The following is a 21,876-nucleotide window of genomic DNA, read 5'->3' on the forward strand; positions in this document are numbered from 1 at the left end:
GTTCAAAATTAGGCAATAAATGCCATTTATTAAAACTATTATGAAAACACGTTTATTCGGAATTTTACTAGTGACAACTCTATTTTTTTCTTGTAAAAAAGAAACAAAACAAGAGGTTGAAAAAAAAGACTCTAAAACCGAAGTTTCAGCAACAAAAAACCCTTTAATTTATCCTGAAGAAAAGCACTTTAAAAACTTACGTCAGGTTACCTTTGGAGGAGATAATGCAGAAGCCTATTGGAGTTTTGATGACAGTAAATTAGTGTTTCAGTCTAATTACAAAAAATGGAATGTTGGTTGTGACCAAATGTTTTTAATGGATGCTAATCAAACCTTTGATAGTATTGCTCCACCAATGGTTAGTACAGGTTATGGTCGTACAACATGCTCTTATTTTTTACCAGATAACAAACATATTATTTATGCGTCAACACATTTAGCAGACAAAGATTGTCCAGAAACACCTTTACGTAAAAATGGAAAATATATTTGGCCAGTTTATGATACTTTTGATATTTTTATAGCAGATCTTGAAGGTAATATTGTTAAGCAATTAACTAACGAAAAAGGTTATGATGCAGAGCCAACAGTATCTCCAAAAGGTGATAAAATTGTATTTACATCGACTAGAAGTGGTGATTTAGAATTATACACCATGAATATTGATGGTAGTGATGTAAAACAAATTACAGACGAATTAGGTTATGATGGTGGTGCTTTTTTCTCTCCAGATGGAACTAAATTAATCTTTAGATCATCACGTCCTAAAACCGAAAAAGAAATTAAAGAATACAAAGATTTATTAGCTGAAGGATTAGTAGAGCCAACAGACATGGAACTATACATTTGTAATGCAGATGGTAGTGAGTTGCGTCAATTAACCGATTTAGGTAATGCTAACTGGAGTCCGTTTTTTCATCCTTCTGGAGAAAAAATATTATTCTCTTCTAACTATGAAGCAGAACGTGGTTTTCCGTTTAACTTATACTTAATTGATATTGATGGTAAAAATCTAGAACGTGTTACACATGGCGAAACCTTTGATGCGTTTCCTGTGTTTTCTAATAATGGTAAAAAATTAGCGTTTTCTTCTAACCGTAACAATGGTGGTGGACGTGATACTAATTTGTTTATTGCTGAGTGGAAAGATTAATTTAGAGATTGAAAACTTGTTGAGAAAATTAGTTTTTATTTAAATAATCCAAACACTTTGTTTTTATTATTTTTTCTTTTTCGAAATAAAATTCCGACTCCAAGAAAAACAATCGAAGAAAGAGGAACTATATCTTTGCTGAAACTATAGTAAATAATAAAATCCATTATTATTCCAATAAACAAATAAAACCCAATTGGAAGCTTAGTTTTAAACCCACTTTCAGTCATTAAGATAGAGCCAGCAGGAAAAATATATTTATTGTACCTTTTTCTGCTTTCCATTTTCTGTTTTTGAAGTTCTTCATAGTTGTTTTCGTCAATTAAGAAATCTATTTCTTTAACTATTTCAAAGTACTTAAGTATCTGCTCTTTCAAGTTATTGAATTCTGAATTATTGAATCGAATTATTTCTCTAGATATATTTATTACAGATTGGTAGTGTATTAAATTCTTTATTCGTTCAGGTGAATTTTCAAATTCTAATATGAATTCAGCTAACTTTTCACTAACTAATTTTTTATATCTACCAAAATTTTCAAAACTATCAGATTTCATTAAATTTTTGATTCTATTTAATCGGATTCAAATTATATACAACTCCGTTTACAGCAACTCTATTTCTCCAAACGTTCACGTTCTTTCAACTCTTTAGTGCGTTCATTAGTTTCTAGAGTAGTATTTCCAAACTTATAACTAAAGCCTAGCTTAATATAACGGTTATCAAGATTAGAAAAATTTCGACTATTCTGATTAGCATATTTTGATCGTACTGCAAAGTCTTGTTGATTAAACAAATCTGCAAAAGCTAAAGACAAAACACCTTTGTTTTTAAATACTTTTTTGCTGAAAGATAAATCTGACACCAAACGAGAATCTACCTTTTGAAACCCTTGTTGATTTTTACCAACATAAGTCAAGGTAAAATTAGCCGAAAGGCTATTATCTTTTAAAAATGAAAAATCGTTGCTTAAAACAGAGTAGTTACTCCATTGATCTGTTTTAACCCATTGATTATTAAAAAAGCCTTCGTCTTGGATGTTGTAAAACGAAGTCACAAAATATACTGACCAATTATCCAACGCATCAAAGTAAGTTATAAAATCAAAACCAAACTCTTTAGTGCTTCCAATATTGGTTGGAGAATATATTAACGTGCTTGTAGTATTATCTTGTAAAGGCAACTCGTTAATTTGGTTTGTAACATCTTTATAATAAGCTTCTACTGTATAAACTTGATTAATTTCGGAACCTATTACAAAATGGTTAGTAAAAGCAGGTTGTAGACTTGGATTACCAGTTACTATAGTATTATCGTTTAAATAAAAATTAAACGGATTTAAATCTTGATAATTTGGACGCTCAATAATACGTTTATAATTAGTGTATAAACTTGCATTATCAAAAGCTTGCCAACTAAGGTTTAGTGTTGGAAACAGCTCTAAATAATCTTGTTTATTATTTAAGTTAGTAGTTGGTGATAATCCTTCAAGATTGGTTTGTTCTGCTCTTAATCCTCCAGAAAAACTCCATTTATCCCAACTTTTATCATAACTAACATATGCTGCAAAAATAGACTCGTCATAATTAAAAGCATTGGTGTTTGCTGTGTTTAATGTTTGATTTCCTGAGGTCTGATCAATATCAAATTGAGTAATATCACTATCTGTATTTACATTTGATGTTTTAATACCTACAGAAAAATTAGCAGTATCACTTAATGGTAACTCATAATCTAATTGAGAGGTTAAAATATCTGTTGTTTGGTTGTTTAAAGTGTTAAAAGCAGTCGCAAAATCAAACACAGTATTTGCATCATAATAATTACTTCTTACCTCTTGAATTCTGTTATAATCGTACTTTGTAAAATGTGTATTTATTAATAGTTTAGCGTCGTTTTTAAACTTTAATTTATAATCTAAATCAGTTCCAAGATTATATTTATCGTCCTGAGAGTAATTATGAGAATCAAAACTATAATCGTTTACTCCTTGGATATCATTTACACGAGTATTTCCTTTAGTCGAATAATCAAAATAGGGTAAGTATAACAGATTAGAAGAGATACTAATGGTGCTATTATCATTTATAAAATAATCAAAATTAAGATTTGCGTTATGCGTTTTTGATGTTGTGTTACGGTTTAAATTTGTTGTCCAATTTTCCGAAACTTGATTATTATTTAAATAGTTAATCTCTTCGTTATTATCTCTGTTAACTTTACTATGGTTGTAACTATAATTAAGGTTTACATTAATTTTTTTGTTTTTAAAATACTGACTTATTCCTCCATTATATCTTGGAAACACACCTTGAGTATAATTTGCAAAAACAGTACTTCTATAACCTGTAATTAGGTTTTTACTCATTACAATATTTAACACCACACCACTATCCGCATCATATTTTGCTGGTGGATTAGTAATAACTTCTATTTTTTGAATTGAATTTGCTGAAGAATTTGAGAGTAACTGATTAAGTTCTGTTGCAGATAATTGTACTTTTCTGTCATTAATAAATACTGTTGGCGAACTATTTTTAACAGAAATAACATCTCCTAAAATTAAAACTCCAGGCGTGCTTCTTAAAAGATCTAACATATTACCTTCGCTTAAAGACGTGTTAGCTACATTAAAAACTAAGCGGTCTACCTCCTTTTTTAAGGTTGGTTTATTTGCAGTAATTAAAACCTCATCTAAGGTTTCAGTATCCTCTACTAGAGTAAACGATGTGTTGGTATTTTCATCTAAATTAAACTCTTTATCAATTGTTTTGTAACCAACATAACTTACTGTAAATCTGTATTTACCACTTGTTAATTCTTCAATTTTATAGTCTCCGTTTTCATTTGAAGACACGCCTTTTACTACAGAAATTTCAGATTTAGTAAGCTCGTATAAAACAACATTTGCATAAGGGATAGCTTGATTATTAGCGTCTAAAATTTTTCCGGAAAACACCAAATCTTGACTAAAACTTAAGGTAGAGATACATAAAAAAAATACGTAAATAAAGTGCTTCATTTAAAATTGGTTGGTTATGCAATATAACAATAGTTTTACACTTTTTGTTGTGGGAAAACCCACAAATTATAGCTGTTTTCAAATAAAAGAAATAAAGAAAAAAAGCCCAATAATTACTTTATATTTGCAACATCTTTATTTATGAAGAGATTTGACTATGAAGAACATAAGAAACTTTTGCATTATTGCACATATTGATCACGGAAAAAGTACACTTGCTGACAGGTTACTTGATACCACAGGGTCTGTAACAGCTAGAGAACAACAAGCCCAACTACTAGATAGTATGGATTTAGAGCGCGAACGTGGTATTACCATAAAGTCGCATGCCATCCAAATGGATTACACTTTTGAAGGCGAAGACTATATTTTAAACCTAATTGACACACCTGGACACGTAGATTTCTCTTATGAGGTGTCTAGATCTATTGCTGCTTGTGAAGGTGCTTTGCTTATTGTAGATGCTGCACAAAGCATCCAAGCGCAAACCATATCTAACCTATATTTAGCTTTAGAAAACGACTTAGAAATTATTCCAGTGCTTAATAAAGTAGATTTACCAAGTGCAAACCCTGAAGAGGTAACAGACGATATTGTTGAGTTGTTAGGTTGTGATCCATCAGAAGTCATACACGCTAGTGGTAAAACAGGTTTTGGTGCAGAAGATATTTTACAAGCAATAATTGAACGTATTCCTGCTCCTAAAGGAGATCCAGATGCACCACTACAGGCTTTAATTTTTGATTCTGTTTATAATACTTTTAGAGGTATTGAAACTTATTTTAGAGTGTTTAATGGTGAAATTAAAAAAGGTCAGAAAATAAAATTTGTTGCAACAGATAAAGAGTATAGTGCAGACGAAGTTGGTACTTTAAAACTAACCCAAATTGCCAAACAGAGTGTTAAAACTGGTGATGTTGGGTATTTAATAACAGGGATTAAAACTGCTAAAGAAGTAAAAGTAGGTGATACTATTACAGATTTTGAGAACCCAACAACTAATATTGTTGAAGGTTTTGAGGATGTAAAACCAATGGTTTTTGCTGGTATCTATCCAGTAGATACAGAAGATTATGAAGAGCTTAGAAACAGTATGGAAAAACTACAGCTTAATGATGCTTCTTTAGTGTTTCAACCAGAAAGTTCTGCAGCTTTAGGTTTTGGTTTTAGATGTGGATTTTTAGGAATGCTACACATGGAAATTATTCAAGAACGTTTAGAGCGTGAGTTTGATATGACTGTAATTACAACAGTACCCAATGTATCATACAATGCATTTACAAACAAACATCCAGACAAAGCATTTATTGTAAACAACCCATCAGATTTACCAGACCCTTCAACCGTAAATCGTGTTGAAGAACCCTTTATAAAAGCAACTATTATTACCAAATCAGATTTTGTTGGTAACGTTATGAGTTTGTGTATAGAAAAACGCGGTATGATTACAAATCAAACGTATTTAACACCAGAACGTGTTGAACTTACTTTTGAAATGCCTCTTGCAGAAATTGTTTTTGATTTTTACGATAGGCTAAAAACAGTCTCAAAAGGATATGCATCTTTTGATTATCATCCTATAGGAATGAAAGTATCAAAATTAGTGCGTTTAGACGTGCTTTTAAATGCACAACCTGTTGATGCGTTGTCTGCTTTAATACACGCAGACAATGCTCATAATATTGGTAAAAAAATGTGCGAAAAGTTGAAAGAATTAATTCCACGTCAACAATTTGACATTCCAATTCAAGCTGCTATTGGAGCAAAAATTATTGCTAGAGAAACCGTAAAGGCATTACGTAAAGATGTAACTGCAAAATGTTATGGTGGAGATATTTCGCGTAAGCGTAAACTTTTAGAAAAGCAGAAAAAAGGTAAAAAACGTATGCGTCAAGTTGGTAATGTAGAAATACCTCAACAAGCGTTTATGGCTGTTTTGAAGTTAAATGATTAAAAAAAAAGCGATGAGTTTCCTCATCGCTTTTTTTAACTCTATTCTGCATTTATGGGTTTTCCTAAATACACTAGAGAATAGCCATCTTCAACCGTTTCAATTTCTGTGTTATAAGAAGAAATAATATGTAATTCTCCTTTATTATCTTTAATAAATAAAGGCACAATATCTTTATCTGCATTTGTAGTTTGAATCAAATCTAATAAATGTGGTTTATCTTTTATTTTAATGTCTTGGATACTTGGATGGTTTTTGGTGACTTCTGTTAAGGTGTTAAAATCGTCTGTATGAGAAAACAACCCTTCATGTGGATTGTTGTTTTCATCCATCATCTCTTCTGTAGACACCAATCTAAACGAACCATTTTCTCCAAATTGCTTAGAAAACTTATTAATCGCATATTTATTAATATCACTATTACCAGTTAATGCCATCAAATACCCAACATCATTCAGCTCTATATTATCTGTTAAAGTTTGAGAGTAAATATCTGTGTTTATAGCTTCTAAGCCTAACTCTTTAGCTTTATCTATATTATTTTGGTTGCTATCTATTAAAACAACATGTCTATCGTGCATCTCTAAATAATGACCAATTAACCTAGATACTTTTGAAGCTCCAACAATTAGTATTCCATTAGATTTAGGCAAAAACACACCAACTAATTTAGCAAATAGTCTAGCAGTTGTAGCATTTAAAAGTACTGTTCCTAATACAATCATAAACACTAGTGGCGTAATATATTCTGCTCCTGGCACACCTTTGCTTGCTAATTTTAACCCAAATAAAGACGCAATTCCAGCAGCAACAATACCACGTGGTCCAACCCAACTAATAAACAATTTTTCATTAAATTTAAGTGTAGATCCATGTGTGCTTAAAAAGACACCTATAGGTCTAATTAAAAAGACAACAACAGCAAAAAGCGCAGCTGTTTTCCAATTATAAATTAATAATAATTCGTTATAATTAATATTAGCTGCTAAAAGAATAAATAGTATCGAAATTAATAATACACTAAGTGATTCTTTAAAATATAACAACTCTTTTAAATAAGCCGAATTTGAATTACCCAATACCATTCCCATAACAACTACAGCAAGTAATCCAGACTCATGCGCAAAAGCATCAGACAATACAAAAACGCCTAAAACAGCAGCTAACGCAAATACATTTAAAAGATAATGAGGGACTAGTTTTTTATTAATAATAAAATTCATTGCATGCGCAAACGTAAACCCAAAAGTAGCTCCAAATAACACAATTTTACCAAACTCTATTAAAGCTGTTTTAGTAAACTCTCCTCCAGCATCAACACTAATAAATTCAAAAACCAATACAGCAACTAAAGCACCTATTGGGTCAATTAAAATACCTTCCCATTTTAGGACTGCAGAAACATCTTTTTTAAGCGGAATATTTCTTAAAATAGGAGTAATTACAGTTGGTCCAGTTACTATTATTAGACCAGAAAACAAAAACGAAATCTCCCAACTTAATCCAAAAATATAGTATGCAGCTAATCCTGCTCCAAAAAAAGTTACTAATGACCCAAGGGAAATTAACTTGGTTATTACTGGTCCAACGTTTTTTATTTCGCTCATTTTTAAGGTTAAACCACCTTCAAAAAGAATAATACTTATGGCTAAAGAGACAAAGTAAAACAGGCTTTCGCCAGGAAACAAACCTTCTTTTCCATTCCAAATAGGTTCAATCCATTTGGTGCCATCTTCGCTTAAAAACTCTGCTGCTATTGGTCCAACTAATAACCCAATTAATATTAATGGTAAGATGGCTGGAATTTTAAACTTCCATGCAACCCATTGTGCTAATATTCCTAAAATGATAATTCCTGCTAATTCTAACATTAGATTTCTTTTTTTGTGAATTTACTAATTCTTTCATTTTTCTACTATTTTTTGAATATTTTTTTAAAGCTATACTTGTTATCAATTAGTAAATAATAGCAAATGCTTGATTCAATATTTTTTTAAACTTAAAAAAATAGTATCTTTCAATTTTTCATAAAAACATATAAAAAATAAGTGTCTTTAAAGCCTTTTAAAAGTATTGGAATTGGTGTTGCTTTTTCACCTAATCTAAAAGCAAATTTATACGAAGCTGCTAGATTAGCCATACTATTGGAGGCTAAATTGGTATTGATTCATGTAGGTGAACAATCTGAAGACAAAATAAAAACCTTAAAAATAATTCTTAATTTTTTTAAGGACGATAATCTAGATTATGAGGTTATTTTTAAATCTGGAGATCCTGTAGATGTTATTATTAATTCTTCTGAAGAAAAAAATATAGACCTATTAATCATTGGTGCTGCTAAAAGAGAAAAGTTTATAAAATATTATATTGGCTCTATCGCTAGAAAAATTACACGTCAAGCTAAATGTTCTCTATTACTTTTAACAAACCCTTCAATAGAACGCCTTCCTTGTCGACACATTGTTGTTAATGGTTTAGAAGACCCAAGAACAGAACAAACCATTACCTCTGCTTTTTATGTTGCTGCAAAATTAAAATCTGAAAGAATTACTATAGTCGAAGAAGTTAAGCAAAATGAAATTGCAATAAAGGTCGACGATGATAAGTCTTTAAGGCATGCAAATATCATTAAAGAACGTATTAGAAATCGTGAAAATTTTAGGATTAATCATATTATAGATAACATTCCTAAAATCTATACCGAAAATATAGCTATAAAATCTCAACCTATTTTTGGAACTCAAGGCTATTCTATTGGACATTACGCACAAATTAAAAGAGCGGACTTATTAATAATGAATGCGCCTTCAAAAATGACTTTTAAGGATCGTTTATTTCCGCATGACATAGAACATATTTTAACCGAATTACCAACCGACGTTTTAATTATTCAATGAGCGCAAAAAAGAATAACATAACAGCCTTTATTAAAGACTTGCCAAAAAATATTTTTTCTGGTTTTGTAGTTAGTCTTATTGCTTTACCTTTAGGATTAGGATTAGCTATGGCAAGTGATGCACCTCCAATTGCAGGTGTCATTGCAGCTGTCATTGGTGGTGTTTTAGTCTCTATTTTAGGAGGAAGTAACGTAACTATTGCTGAACCAGGAAATGGACTGGTTGGTGTACTTTTATTAGCCATTACAACATTAGGATTAGAAAGCGCATATGCTGCTATTATCTGCTCTGGAATCTTATTATTAATATTAGGGTTTTTACGATTAGGAAAATTAGCAGACTTCTTTCCATCTTCTGCAATTCAAGGTATGTTGGCAGCAATTGGATTAATTATTTTAGGAAAGCAATTTCATATTATGCTGGCACATAGGATAAAAAGAGAAGACACTATAGATTATCTTTTCGAAATTCCTTTTACCATAAACGATGCTATTCATTACGATAATAGAGGGCTAATTTATGCAGCAATAGCTGGTGTTTTAAGTTTTATTATTATGGTTTTTTATTCTAAAATTAGAAACAAATACCTACAACTTATTCCTGCTCCAATGTGGATTGTTATTTTATCAATTGCGTTTAGTTATTATTTTGAATTGGTGGCGCATAAAAATAACCCAATAGCAATAGAGTATATGATTTCTGGAATTCCTGATTTTAATCAAATTATTTCTGAATTACCAACAGTAAATTTTAGTAAAATTGGAACTTTACCGTTTTGGTTAAGTGTAATATCGTTAACTTTAATAGCAAGTATAGAATCGCTTTTAAGTATAAAAGCGGTAGATAAACTAGATCCAGAAAAACGAAGAAGTAATGTTAATCGCGATTTAAAAGCGCTTGGTTTAGCTACAGTTGGAAGTGGTTTTTTAGGAGGATTAAATGTAGTAACAGTAATTGCTCGTAGTTCTGTAAATGTCAATAATGGAGGAAGCAATAGGTCTTCAAATTTTTTCCATGCTGCATTTTTGGTCGTTTTTATTGTATTATTTAGCTCACAATTACAACGCATACCTTTACCTGCATTAATGGCTATTTTAGTATATACAGGTTACAAATTAGCGTCTCCAGAAAACATAAGAAAAATTTTTAGAATTGGTCGAGAGCAGCTTATTATTTTTTTTGTAACCTTAATTGTTACGTTAAAAATAGGGCTAATTCAAGGTATTATTTCTGGTATTTTAGTCACTTTTATTATTCATGTCGTTATTAATAAAAGTTTTTCTCTTTTTGCAAGAAACTGGTTAAAACCAAATGTATTAATGTTTCAAGAAGATGGACATTTCTACGTTAGTGTTAAACATTTTTGTAGCTTTTTAAACTATTATAAATTAAAAGCAAAACTAGATGCTATTCCAGAAAATGAAGATGTTATAGTAGACTTTTCGTTATGTCAATTTGTAGATCATACGGTTATGGAAAACCTCAACAATTATCAAGAGTTATTTGCTAAACGTGGAGGGCATTTTGAAGTGTTAGGATTGGATTTACACGATACAGATTCTGAGCATCCTTTTGCTTTACGTCGTTTACTTCCTGTACCAAATGTTATAAAAAGCAGCTTGACACGTCGTCAAACAACTATGGAAGAGTTGGCTCAAGATTTTAGTTTTAACTATAGCTCTAAAAAAGTAAGAGACACTTCTTTTCTTAACAACTTCCTGTTTTTTAGAACTAAGCAAATTAACTATATTTATAATCAACTAGAAAATAATGAAGACGCTTTAAACCTGTTTGATATTGAGTTTTCTGAAGGTGAATTTATCGCCAAAGAAGTAGTGCGTTCTTCCATGCTTCATATAAAACTAAACAAAGATTTACCAGAATTTACTTTGGATAGAGAAGGGTTTTTAGAAAAAGTATATGCATTTGCAGGCTTTAAAGATATTCCTATTAAAAACCATACAGATTTTTCAAATCGTTTTTATTTATTAGGCGAAGACACAGCAGCAATACAACAGTTTTTTAGTGACGATATCACACACTTTTTTGAAAGCAACCCTTACTATCATATCGAGTCAAACGGAAAAGATTTATTAGTCTTTGGTAGAGAACGATTAGCAAGTATAAAAGAAATCAAAGCCCTTTACGATTTTGGAAAGCGTCTAAAAGAAGTTGTTTCTTAATAAAATCTTAATTTTCCTTTTCATTTACTGCATTATTAGTAATTTGCAGGCTGTTAAAACTTTCTTTTTTAATGAAATTACACCCAATACAAGCAGGTCATTTTAAATTAGATGGAGGAGCCATGTTTGGTGTTGTCCCTAAATCTTTATGGACCAGAACCAATCCAGCAGATGCCAATAATATGATAGATATTGCTGCAAGATGTTTATTAATTGAAGACGGAAATCGTTTGACTTTAATTGACACAGGAATGGGTAACAAACAAAGCGATAAGTTTTATGGCTACTATCATTTGTATGGAGATGATAGCCTTGAAAAATCATTAAAAACAGCTGGTTTTAGTACAGATGACATTACAGATGTGTTTATGACACACCTACATTTTGACCATTGTGGAGGAAGCGTTAACTATAATAAAGACAGAACAAAACTAGAAACAGCTTTTAAAAACGCTAACTTCTGGAGTAATAAAGACCATTGGAAATGGGCAACACAGCCTAATCGTCGCGAAGTTGCTTCGTTTTTAAAAGAAAACATTTTACCAATGGAGGAAAGTGGTCAGCTAAAATTTACCAACCTTCCACAAAAAGATATTTTAAAAAACTCAGCACTTGGTTTTGATATATTCTTTGCTAATGGTCATACAGACAAGCAAATGATACCTATGATTAATTTTAAAGGAAAAACCATTTGTTTTATGGCAGACTTGTTACCAACTGTTGGACATCTACCTTTACCCTTTGTAATGGGTTATGACACAAGACCATTACTAACTTTGGATGAGAAAGAAAAATTCCTCAATTTGGCAGCAGATAACAATTATTACTTATTTTTGGAACATGATGCGCATAATGAAATTATTACAGTGCAACACACAGAAAAAGGAGTAAGACTAAAAGACACTTTTACTTGTAACGATATTTTTAATTAACAACTCAAAACAATATAGAAATGAGAATTAACTATAAACCAATTTTATTATCCACTTTTGCAGCTATAGCATTATCTAGTTGTGGTGGTCAAGCACCAATATTATCTACACCAATAGAAAATATTGACAATACACCAATTAAAGAGTCTACTTTAACTGAAGCAGAATCACATAATTGGGGACATTTAGATCTAGTAAAAGATACTATTCCTGGAATGAGTGTTGACAAAGCTTACGCTGAAGTTATTAAAGGGAAAATGGGACAGCAAATTATTGTTGCAGTTATCGACTCTGGAATAGATATTACACATCAAGATTTAGATGGAGTAATCTGGACTAACCCAAAAGAAATTGCAGGAAATGGAAAAGACGATGATGGTAATGGTTATATAGATGATATCCATGGTTGGAACTTTTTAGGAGATGCCTATGATGAGCAATTAGAAATGACGCGTTTAGTAGCTAGCGGAAACACAGCTGCTCCAAGATATGCTGAAGCTAAAGCTGAATTAGAAAAAAGCATCGCCAATATTGGTCCAACAAAACAACGTTATGAGCAAATATTTGGAGCTTTAAACGAAGCAGATACTGCTTTTACAACTCATTTTAAAACAGAAAACTATACTAATAAACAAGTATTAGAATTACAAACAACAGATGAGAAGCTTAGTGGTTACAAGCAACTAGCAGCTCAAATGAATGGGTTTGGTTTAGAAAGCATTCAAGTCGCTCAAAAAGAATTAAAAGGGGCTTTAGAAGGGCTTACAGAAAGACTAAACACAAACTATAATGTAGATTTTAATGGTCGTACTACTGGAGATGACACTAACGATTTTAATGACAAACCAGGTTATGGAAACGGAAACGTTATGCCTGTTAAAAAATCTGAAAGTCATGGTACACACGTTGCTGGTATTATTGCAGCAGAACGTAACAATGGTTTAGGCGCAAACGGAGTTGCTAATAATGTAAAAATTATGGCAATTAGAGCTGTCCCTAATGGTGACGAGTATGATAAAGATATTGCTAAAGCTATTAGATACGCAGTAGATAATGGAGCAAAAGTAATTAATGGTAGTTTTGGTAAAAGCTATTCTAACCACCCAGAATGGGTAAGAGATGCTATTAAATACGCAAGCGATAAAGGTGTGATTTTTGTACACGCAGCAGGAAATGATAGTAAAGATGTAGATACAAAGCCTAACTTCCCAGACGATAATGTAAATTATGTTGAAGTAGGTAATACATATATTAGAGTTGGATCATTAGCACCAAGTTATGGTACTAAATTAGTGTCTGGTTTTTCTAACTACGGAAAGAAAAATGTAGATGTATTTGCTCCTGGATCTCAAATTTATTCTACAACTCCAGAAAACGAATACCACGCAAATAGCGGAACTAGTATGGCTGCTCCAGCAGTAGCTGGTGTTGCTGCTTTGGTTTGGTCTCAATATCCAAAATTAAAAGCGTCTCAAGTTAAGCAAATTATCATGGATTCTGGATTAGCTATTCCAACAAAAGTAACTGTTGGTGGTGACGCTAGTAATGTTCAGCCATTTGCTAACTTAAGTAAATCAGCAAGGATTGTAAACGCATATAACGCATTAGTTATGGCTTCACAAATTTCTAAATAGAAATTCAATAATTAAAGAAGCCTCAACCACGTCAGGTTGAGGCTTTTTTATTTCAATTTAAATATCATGAAAAAATTACTTCTTCTAATTACCGTTTTTAGTTTTTTTACAGCTTGTAAATCAACCAAACAAGTCACATCTACAACAACCAATACATCAGAATCAAAATCTACATATTGGCAACAGCATGTAGATTATAAAATGGCTATTGATATGGATGTAAACACCTATCAATATAAAGGACAACAAACATTAGTGTACACTAATAATTCGCCAGATGTATTAGACAGAGTGTTTTATCATTTATATTTTAATGCTTTCCAACCTGGAAGCGAAATGGATGTACGTTCTCGTACCATTGCAGATCCAGATAGACGTGTTGGAGACAGAATTAGTAAGTTAGCACCAAATGAGATTGGTTATATAAAAGTAAATAGTTTAAAGCAAAACGGTAAAACGTTACAACACGAAACTGTTGGAACTGTTTTAGAAGTAGATTTAGCAAAACCTATACAACCAGGAGAAAGTGTAACTTTTACTATGGATTTTGATGCACAAGTCCCACAACAAATAAGACGTTCTGGACGCGATAATAAAGAAGGTGTTGCCTTATCTATGACACAATGGTATCCTAAATTAGCCGAATATGATTTTGAAGGTTGGCACGCAGATCCATACATTGGACGCGAGTTTCATGGTGTTTGGGGAGATTTTGATGTAAAATTAACCATTGATAAAAACTACATAGTTGGTGGTACTGGTTACCAGCAAGGTGATGCTGTTATAAAAGGAGACAAAAAGACATTGCATTATAAAGCACCTAAAGTACACGACTTTACTTGGGCAGCAGATCCTGATTATATTCATGACACAATGCAAGTTCCAAATGGTCCATTGCTTCATTTTTATTATAAAAAAGATTTACCTGCAGAAAATTTAGAACACTGGAAAAACTTACAGCCAAAAACAGTACAGTTAATGCAGTATTTTTCTGAAAACATAGGAAAATATCCTTACAAACAATACTCGGTTATTCAAGGTGGAGATGGTGGTATGGAGTACGCTATGTGTACTTTAATTACTGGAAAACGTAAGTTTGGAAGCTTAGTTGGTGTTACTGCACATGAGTTGGCACATACTTGGTTTCAGTTTTTATTAGCCACTAACGAAGCTAAGCATGAGTGGATGGACGAAGGTTTTACCAGTTACATTAGTGACTACGCAATGGATCATGTTATGCAAACCAACAAAGACAATCCAGCAGCTGGTGGTTATGGTGGTTACTATTATTTAGTAAAATCCGGAAAAGAAAAACCACAAACAACACATGCAGATCGTTATGACACTAATTTAGCTTATGGTATTACAGCCTACAATAAGGGTTCTGTGTTTTTGTCTCAATTGGGTTATGTTATTGGTCAGGACAATTTAAAGAAAACAATTAAAAAGTATTATACAGATTTTTCTTTTAAACACCCAAGACCTATTGATATTATACGTACTGCAGAAAAAGTGTCTGGTTTAGAGCTAAATTGGTATTTAACAGATTGGACACAAACCACTAATACTATTGATTATGCTATTACCTCAACAGAAGAAAATAATAGCATTACAACTGTTAATTTAGAGCGTATTGGATTAATGCCAATGCCTTTAGATATTGAAGTACAATATGTAGACGGAACAACAGAACAGTTTTATATTCCGTTGCAAATGATGCGTGGCGAAAAACCAGTTGCAACAGGAACCAAAATATTAAACGATTGGGCTTGGGCTTATCCAACCTATAGTTTTAGTATTAGTAAGCCAAAAAGCGCAATAAAGCTAATTAAGATAGATCCTAAGCTGCTTATGGCAGATGTTGACAAAACTAATAACACACAATAACAACTGTGCTTAAAACCTGTTTAAAAAGCTGCAACTTTGTTGTGGCTTTTTTGTTTTAGAAACAGTTATATTTGAAAATAATCAATAAAAAATACGTTAGATGAAAAACCTTGCCATCCTATTTATTTGTGTACTTGCATTAAGCTGTAAAGAAAACAATAAGCAAACTGAAACCTATACAAACACTACAACTCAAACCGAAACAACAAATACTCCAGAAAAAAAAGTGGTATCAAATACCTCAACAATAGCCTTTTTGGAAGATATTAAAAGTCTAGAAAAAGACACGTCAAACAATCCTATTGAAACCTTTAAAAAGGCTGCTTCTGCAAACGCAAAAGAAGTAGTTACACTAACCAAAGACAATATTAAAGACGCTTTAGCTAAAGCTAAAAACTTTGACCATGTAGTTATTACAGTAAAGGATCACACTATTATAAAACTAGATTTAAACGATTGTAAACCGTCTGGTGCTTGGGCTGCTTGCATGCCAAAAGCAGAGGGTTATATTAAAAAAGGAGACTTAATATATCAAAACGATTACGCAAATAATATTATTGGTTTACCTGATAATCAAGAGCGTTTGTTGTATTTGTTTTAAGAATAAAAAAAGCTACAATTTAATTATTGCAGCTTTTAGTTATCTTTAATTACTGTTATCGTTACTCGCAACTAATATTAGTTAATTACTAATTTTTTAGTTGCTACTGTTTCGTTTTGCGAAAGTCTTAAAATGTAAACTCCGCTTGCTAAATCAGAAAGGTTTAAAACATTATTTTTTAATGTTTGAGAAACAACTTGTTCTCCTAAAACATTAAACACAGAAACATTTATGGCTTCTTTAGATGTTGTTTTAATCGTTATATAACCTGTATTTGTTGGGTTAGGAAAAATTGAAAAAGTAGAAGAAGCAAAGTCTTCATTAGATAAAGGGTTGCCTGTATAACTTTCTAAAGGCATTGGTGTTGTTGCAGTTGCGTTGCTTGTTTCGCCATCTAAAGCGTTAGGACCACTAAAAGTCCAATCGGCTAGATTAAATGTTGGATTAGCTACTGTACCAGGTTTTCTAAAAGCCCAACCGTCTAGATACTCCCAAGCCTGTCCAGTACCATCTACGTTTATATCTCCAAAAGTGTCTATTACAGATCCGTTTTCAAACAACTCAATAGCATCATCGCCATTAATGTTCAAGGCGCTGTCAGTATAATCTGGCGCAAAACCAAAGAAGTTAGTAAATTCAACCGTTTCTGATGCAACATAAATATAACTTCCAGCAGCTATAGCAACAGGAGGAAAAGTAAGCTCTTCACCATCTGTTCCGCCACCATTATTTGCACTACCAATACCATAAGTACTTAAATCTGCAATATCTGCAATTACATAAAGCTCTACACCTTTTGGGAGTCCGCCTGGTAAAGGTCCGTCAAAAACGCCAGTAATGATAAGATTTTGACCAAAAGCACTCGAGCCAATTAAAATAGTAAATAATAAAAAGTAAATTTTCTTCATGGTTTTATTTTTAAAGGGGTTTTAAGCTTGCAAAGCTAATTGTTTAAAACCTAAGTCTAATTTTTTTTATCTAATTCACTTTAACAGTCTTACACCAACCCTTGCTAGCGATCGTCAGTGACGAGTGCACACAAGAGTATATACAATATATCTAAAATACAAAAGCTACAGCAATTAAACTGTAGCTTTTTGTTGGTTGCTAATCTTTAACGTCACTCGTCACAGACGAGCGATAGCTTGGGAGTAAACTCTCCTGATAAAGATAGTAATTACATTAAACGAAAAAAGCTACCCGAAAGTAGCTTTTTAATTTATATTGAACACTTATTATAGCATTCTATATCTATAGTAATCTTCGTTAATTGTAAAACTTAAAAAATCACTTCCTGTTTTTATTGAATCTATTGGGCTATTTTCTAGCCTGTAACTAGTATAAGACAACTCCTCAGTTTTGGTATATTCTTTACCTTGTAATGCCTTTTCTATAATCTCATTTAAAGATAATGATTCATTAAACTCATAGATATACTCAAATGTATAATCAAAATCGTCTTTGTCGTTTTTTATAACTCTTTTTACTTTTTCAAGTTCTGGATAAATAAAGTGTTGTCCATCTAAAACAGTATATTCATTTTCGTATTCTTTAAAATCAGGAGAATAGCCTGGCTTTAATATTGTACCTCCAATCCAATAATCTCTTGGATATAAATCCCTGTGAGCATAAATCATTAACTCAAAATATTTATCAATTGTTGTGTTTTTCAAATATTTACTGAATTTTAAATATTCTACTAAATCTTTTATTTCGTCCCAAACTTTTCTAAAAACTAAGGCGTCTTTGAAAACAGTATCAACCTCGCCATAAATATTGTTAACAAGTTCTGTTTCTTTTTTGATAAATTCTAATAACTCTCCTTGCTATCGCTCGTCTGTGACGAGTGCACACAAGAGTATATACAATATATCTAAAATACAAAAGCTACAGCAATTAAACTGTAGCTTTTTGTTGGTTGCTAATCTTTAACGTCACTCGTCACAGACGAGCGCTAGCTGGGGTTTTTTATTAATACAAAAAGAGCACCGTTTTGATGCTCTTTTATCTTACTTTTTTACTCTTGTGGTCACGGATTACAAATCCGCGCTATCGGATGTGCACACAACAATACGTAATTTAGTTAAATACTTCTGTAAAATACAAAAGCCACAATAATTAAATTGTAGCTTTTGTTGTTTTCCAATCTTTAACGTCACTCGTCACAGACAAGTGCTAGCTTTGGATTCGTTTACTATACTCTTCCCAATCAAACTCAAAGCCAATATTACTAATTGCCTCTTTAAATATCTCCTCAAAATCTGATTCTACACTTATGGCATGCTCATACCATCCTTTTGAGAACTCAGAATATTCGTCATTAAAGGCTTCTCCTTGAGTACGCATACCTTTATGAGTACTAGCTAACCAGTATTTTACTTTTTCATCTCGATTTAATTTTGGGTATTCTTCTGTCCAAAATCGATTTTGATCATCTATAATTTTTTGTAAAAATTCTTTATCTTTCATGGCTATTTCTCAATTAAAGTTATTAAATATTTATCTCCTATTTTTTCTGTGTTTTTAACTACAAATTTTCTGTTTTGTAAAAGAAGTAACTCTTCTTTAGCATATCCTCGTATTTTTACCCCATCTGCAAAATCTGAAATAATTGGTGCATTTTTCACTTCTAGTTTTAAAAAAACATTCTTTTTTGGCTTATCAAAAAATGCTGCTTTAGTATTACTTCCACAAGAAACAAATTCTTTGTAGTTAACTGTTTTCCCTTTTTTATGTTTCTTTAAAAAGTCTATTAGCAAAGATTGTTCCGAAAATTCTAAAGCCCTGAAGGCGGTTCCATTGTATTTTGGCATTTTTTCTAGAGCAGAGGTTATAATTTTTGAAAGTTCTTTAGTTTTAAATTTATTTTTCCCTAGTCTTAACCAACGGTTTAGGTTTCCATAATATAAATTAGTCGTATAACCCCAAATCGCATAGATATCTGTTTTTGAAAGTTTTGGATATTTTTCAATTAACTCTTCAATTTCATTTAAAAACTTAAACTTATTTTCATTGTGATATCTAGTAAAATAATCTAAAATATCATTTTCTCTAAACCCTAGTTTTTTTAAAGCATTTAAGAAGTCTTTTGGCATCTCTTTTTTTATTATAGCTCTAGTAACTTTGCCATACTTCTTTCGTTTTATCGTTTTATTTATTTTTTCAAACAAACTATCAATCATCTCCTTAAACCCTTTTGTGCCTTTACGCAAAAAGGCAATAAGTTGGTCTAATAATTTTCTAAACCCTTTAAAAGTATTTATAACTAACTTTTTACCAAAATCAAGTGCTTTTTTACCTGCTTTAGCAATGCCTTTTAGCACGCTAGTAAATAGACTTGCTAATTTTTCTAAAACCGCAGCAATGCTTAAAGTACCACCAGATATTAAAAGACCACCTACAATCTCTATAACTAAACCTACCACAAAACCAATGAACGCTCCACTAAAATACGCAATAGTTTCAAAGGATTGTGTAGCGTTTTTAATTTTTGTTTTAAAATGGGTGTAGAGCAAATTAAAATCTATGTTTTTAATAGCATCTATTGCATTATCAATATACTCCATTAATATAGGGAATTGTGTGCTGAAATTATCAGTAAAATCTACCATTGCCACAACCCCTTTAAAGACCATTTCAAACATTTTAAAAATACCTGAAATAGCATCTATCAAACCATTCCAGATACCACACAAAAAGGCATTTGCAACACGGATTCCTTTTTTAATCAAGTCTGTAAAGTCAAAAGTTTCTAAATCATTTAGTTTATTACTAATAGCATCGCTAACTTGTATGTATTTACTGTATAAAAAAGCTTCTGCACTGTCTGGTATGATATCTACTTTTAGAGGAATATTTACTAAACCAAACCCATTTATTGGTATATAAATATTTGAGTCTAAAAGCTGTCCAAAATCTGTTTTCTCTATATAATCACGTATAGATTTATCGTATTTTAAAAACCCACTTTTAAACTCGGTAAAGGATTGCACTGCATATTCATTTATTTTAGAATCATCTATTTGATCTAAATAATCTTCCACAAAAGGGAATAAGAAAGGTTTAAATTTATGTTCTGTATCTTCTGTTCCGTCCTCTTTTAGTTTTTTTGCATTTGGATTCCACCTATAATCATCTAATTTTCCTTTATCAATAAAGCTACTTATATGATGGCAAATAGTGCCTAATCCTTCAATTATAGGTTTGCTAATGGCTAATGGGTTAAAATAGTTTCCTGCGGTAAATAAAAACTCGACCGCTTTTAGTGCAACATTTTCTAATTTTCCATGTATAATCAACTCTTGAAAGAGCTCCTTGTCAATTGTAACAAAGGAATTTATATAGTCATATACTGATTTACTATTATATAATTGCGAGATATCTGTAAGGTTGTCTTTTACTCTTCTACCTATTTTGATTTTACAGAATTGAGCGCTTATATCGTCTGTATTATCTTCAATAAAAAAGATCATTCCTTTTTCGTCTACTTCAACTTCTTTAAAGGCTTTGTCAAGTTTTATAGCGTCTTTACTAAAGTATAATTCTATATTGTATCCAAATACATCATCAAAAGGACTAAATTTATCATCTTTGTTTTTGTCAAAAAAAGCTTTGACAGAGGCTATGTGCTGTATTCTATTTGGATCTGTGCCAACATCTGAGGTAACTGTAATATCTTGTATTTTTTTAGTTTCTCCTCCAGGAAAATATATAGGTTTTAAGTCCTGTTGTGGCCTACTTCTAAAAGGAAACGATGCTAGAGGATGTACATTGGTCATCCCTCTATGATTTTCTAATATTGTTGTATTCATAATTATTATCTTTTTTAAAATTATTTAAACACCCTTACACCAACACCAACATTATGTGTTGGGCTTTGTAATTGGCTTAGGTTAACTCTGTAGCTAGCAAACCACTTGCCTTTACGGTTATATTGTAAGCCTAAACTAAGGTTGTCTAATGTGTGTTGGTTACCACCAACTTCGCTAAACGCATATAAACCACTTCTAAATGTTTTTGGGTGTTCTATGGTTTTGGTTACAGTAACTTGACGTGGTATTTTTAGTTTGTAGGATAGTTGACTATCCAGCAAATTACCTTGTAGTAGGTTGTAGCTGTAGATATCAATATCGTCATTACTTAGTGTGTCTTGATAGACTCTAGCTGCTTCAAAAAGCGATTGGTTTTCTGTTTCTGGAATGGTATCTACTATTTGTGAGGCGTCTTCTGTATTGACGTATACTTTTTTATATTTTACCGTTTGTACTTTAAAGGTATCTACTTTGGTTTGCCAAATGGTGTCTTTGGTTATGGTTACTGTTGGTTGATCTTGCGTTTTAAAACTACTGCATTGTTTTAAAAATAAATTGCTAATTACTAATGCTAGTATGACTAGCAAGAGTAAGCGTTCTGTCTTTATTGAAAAGTTTATCATTTTTTTTGTGTTTTATAGTCCGTTTGAGGCTTCTCGATACAATTTCTCGTACCCCGAAATCACTCGAAGTGACGTATTGTTTATTTAATATTTTAAAGACTTGTTATTATAAATGCACTTCAACAAGCTCAGTGTGACATTATTAATTAATACAAGTGATCTGTTCTCTTTTTTTATTCTTT

At 31.6% G+C, this 21,876-nt stretch carries 16 protein-coding genes; 8 read left to right on the forward strand and 8 right to left on the reverse strand.

Translation table 11 applies throughout. The features are described 5' to 3' along the window. Nucleotides 1–40 precede the first annotated feature (40 nt). Complete coding sequence (locus SJY17_RS03690; protein WP_397364119.1) at nt 41–1,153, forward strand: TolB family protein; 1,113 nt, start codon at nt 41–43, stop codon at nt 1,151–1,153. A gap of 35 nt (nt 1,154–1,188) precedes the next feature. Here SJY17_RS03690 and SJY17_RS03695 read toward each other — a convergent pair whose 3' ends face one another. Beyond that, nucleotides 1,189–1,710, reverse strand: coding sequence for a hypothetical protein (locus tag SJY17_RS03695; protein WP_397364120.1), 522 nt, complete (start codon nt 1,708–1,710; stop codon nt 1,189–1,191). A 59-nt stretch (nt 1,711–1,769) separates the two neighbouring features. Beyond that, nucleotides 1,770–4,175: a TonB-dependent receptor domain-containing protein gene (locus SJY17_RS03700; RefSeq protein ID WP_397364121.1), complete on the reverse strand. Its 2,406-nt coding sequence runs from the start codon at nt 4,173–4,175 to the stop codon at nt 1,770–1,772. A 157-nt stretch (nt 4,176–4,332) separates the two neighbouring features. Here SJY17_RS03700 and lepA point away from each other — a divergent pair, with 157 nt between their 5' ends. Further along, entirely contained in the window at nt 4,333–6,129 is a 1,797-nt protein-coding gene (gene lepA / locus SJY17_RS03705) for a translation elongation factor 4 (protein ID WP_397364122.1), read from the forward strand. Between the two features lie 38 nt (nt 6,130–6,167). Here the strand turns inward: lepA and SJY17_RS03710 are convergent, their stop codons facing one another. Beyond that, nucleotides 6,168–7,997, reverse strand: a complete 1,830-nt coding sequence (locus tag SJY17_RS03710) for a cation:proton antiporter (protein ID WP_397364123.1) — start codon at nt 7,995–7,997, stop codon at nt 6,168–6,170. A gap of 177 nt (nt 7,998–8,174) precedes the next feature. Between SJY17_RS03710 and SJY17_RS03715 the strand changes: the two genes are divergently transcribed. From SJY17_RS03715 to SJY17_RS03740, 6 genes are all read left to right on the forward strand, one after another. Beyond that, a complete protein-coding gene (locus SJY17_RS03715; RefSeq protein WP_397364124.1) occupies nt 8,175–9,023 on the forward strand; it encodes a universal stress protein in 849 nt (282 codons plus the stop codon). After that, a complete protein-coding gene (locus SJY17_RS03720; RefSeq protein ID WP_397364125.1) occupies nt 9,020–11,206 on the forward strand; it encodes a SulP family inorganic anion transporter in 2,187 nt (728 codons plus the stop codon). Before SJY17_RS03715 ends, SJY17_RS03720 begins: the two co-directional genes overlap by 4 nt. A 71-nt stretch (nt 11,207–11,277) precedes the next feature. Then, the gene (locus tag SJY17_RS03725; protein ID WP_397364127.1) at nt 11,278–12,138 is read left to right on the forward strand and encodes an MBL fold metallo-hydrolase; all 861 of its coding nucleotides are present in this window, start codon (nt 11,278–11,280) and stop codon (nt 12,136–12,138) included. Between the two features lie 20 nt (nt 12,139–12,158). Then, the gene (locus SJY17_RS03730) at nt 12,159–13,772 is read left to right on the forward strand and encodes a S8 family peptidase (protein WP_397364128.1); all 1,614 of its coding nucleotides are present in this window, start codon (nt 12,159–12,161) and stop codon (nt 13,770–13,772) included. A gap of 66 nt (nt 13,773–13,838) precedes the next feature. Then, complete coding sequence (locus tag SJY17_RS03735) at nt 13,839–15,659, forward strand: M1 family metallopeptidase (RefSeq protein WP_397364129.1); 1,821 nt, start codon at nt 13,839–13,841, stop codon at nt 15,657–15,659. 100 nt (nt 15,660–15,759) lie between these two features. Further along, nucleotides 15,760–16,260, forward strand: coding sequence for a hypothetical protein (locus tag SJY17_RS03740; RefSeq protein ID WP_397364131.1), 501 nt, complete (start codon nt 15,760–15,762; stop codon nt 16,258–16,260). A gap of 77 nt (nt 16,261–16,337) precedes the next feature. Here the strand turns inward: SJY17_RS03740 and SJY17_RS03745 are convergent, their stop codons facing one another. The 5 genes from SJY17_RS03745 to SJY17_RS03765 all read right to left on the reverse strand — a co-directional run bounded on the left by SJY17_RS03745 (nt 16,338) and on the right by SJY17_RS03765 (nt 21,694). Beyond that, the gene (locus tag SJY17_RS03745; protein WP_397364132.1) at nt 16,338–17,168 is read right to left on the reverse strand and encodes a T9SS type A sorting domain-containing protein; all 831 of its coding nucleotides are present in this window, start codon (nt 17,166–17,168) and stop codon (nt 16,338–16,340) included. 327 nt (nt 17,169–17,495) lie between these two features. Beyond that, nucleotides 17,496–17,933, reverse strand: a complete 438-nt coding sequence (locus tag SJY17_RS03750) for a hypothetical protein (RefSeq protein WP_397364133.1) — start codon at nt 17,931–17,933, stop codon at nt 17,496–17,498. A gap of 502 nt (nt 17,934–18,435) precedes the next feature. Continuing rightward, nucleotides 18,436–18,729, reverse strand: coding sequence for a hypothetical protein (locus SJY17_RS03755; protein WP_397364134.1), 294 nt, complete (start codon nt 18,727–18,729; stop codon nt 18,436–18,438). A 2-nt stretch (nt 18,730–18,731) separates the two neighbouring features. Then, the gene (locus SJY17_RS03760; protein ID WP_397364135.1) at nt 18,732–21,071 is read right to left on the reverse strand and encodes a hypothetical protein; all 2,340 of its coding nucleotides are present in this window, start codon (nt 21,069–21,071) and stop codon (nt 18,732–18,734) included. Between the two features lie 20 nt (nt 21,072–21,091). Further along, nucleotides 21,092–21,694 (reverse strand): hypothetical protein, encoded by a 603-nt coding sequence (locus SJY17_RS03765; RefSeq protein ID WP_397364136.1) that lies wholly within the window; start codon nt 21,692–21,694, stop codon nt 21,092–21,094. Nucleotides 21,695–21,876: the final 182 nt, after the last annotated feature.

The organism is Olleya sp. R77988 (assembly GCF_044594215.1).
Lineage (GTDB): Bacteria > Bacteroidota > Bacteroidia > Flavobacteriales > Flavobacteriaceae > Olleya.